Here is a 795-nt window from a genome sequence, read left to right on the forward strand (position 1 = left end):
ACAATAACTATAACAAATATTTTTATTACATTGCAGTTCGGTTTTCAGAAGTAATTTTGTTATCATTTAAACCATTTTTGTTATACATCAAAAAATATATAATCAACTAAACATGTATTACCGTATTTAGTTAGTTATATTATTAGTAAAATAAAAAGGATACTTAAATATATGGAAGATGAAAATGCAATAATAAGCGAGAGAATTCTTACGGTTACTATTGCGTTTTCATCCTGTGGAAATGTAAGTAGCATAGATGTATCCAACTTACACACTTTATTGTCAGGAATAAGAACTACCATGTTTGCTCACTAAACATAAAGGGCTAATAAAGACACTTATTTTTCATAAAGCATAAGTACTCTTTTATAAATGACTATACAAAGATAAAAGCTCTTTTTCTAAATCTATTTAGAAAGAAGCTCTTTTTCTAAATCTATTTAGAAAGAGAGCTTTATCTTAAATATTTAATTATCGGCTAAAAGCTCCAACAATTCCACCACTAATTCCACCAATAGTTGCACCAATTGGGCCACCAAATACTGAACCAACAGCAGCTCCACCTAAAGCTCCCGCCCCGGCAGAAGTCCAAGAGCCACCGTTAATATCTTTGATTTCCTCTTCTGAAAGAACTACAATATTTTCTTCTAATTTAATATCCATGAATCAAACACTCCTTATATTTAAATATTCTAACAATCAGTATTTTAATACATATTATGGGATTTGTCTAGAATTTTTTTCCTTAAAACGGAATTTTATCCCTTTTATTTGAAAATATATATGTTTATTCTT

The 795-nt window shown here is 28.7% G+C and carries 1 protein-coding gene; it reads right to left on the bottom strand.

What is annotated here, in order from left to right:
- Nucleotides 1–471: 471 nt before the first annotated feature.
- Complete coding sequence (locus tag DN403_RS30825; protein ID WP_098023394.1) at nt 472–663, bottom strand: Blp family class II bacteriocin; 192 nt, start codon at nt 661–663, stop codon at nt 472–474.
- Nucleotides 664–795: the final 132 nt, after the last annotated feature.

The organism is Bacillus sp. AY2-1, assembly GCF_008368965.1.
Classification (GTDB): Bacteria; Bacillota; Bacilli; order Bacillales; family Bacillaceae_G; genus Bacillus_A; species Bacillus_A thuringiensis_S.

Coding starts and splice junctions, on each gene's coding strand:
- DN403_RS30825 (WP_098023394.1), bottom strand. CDS start 663: ATGGATATTAAATTAGAAGAAAATATTGTAGTTCTTTCAGAAGAGGAA.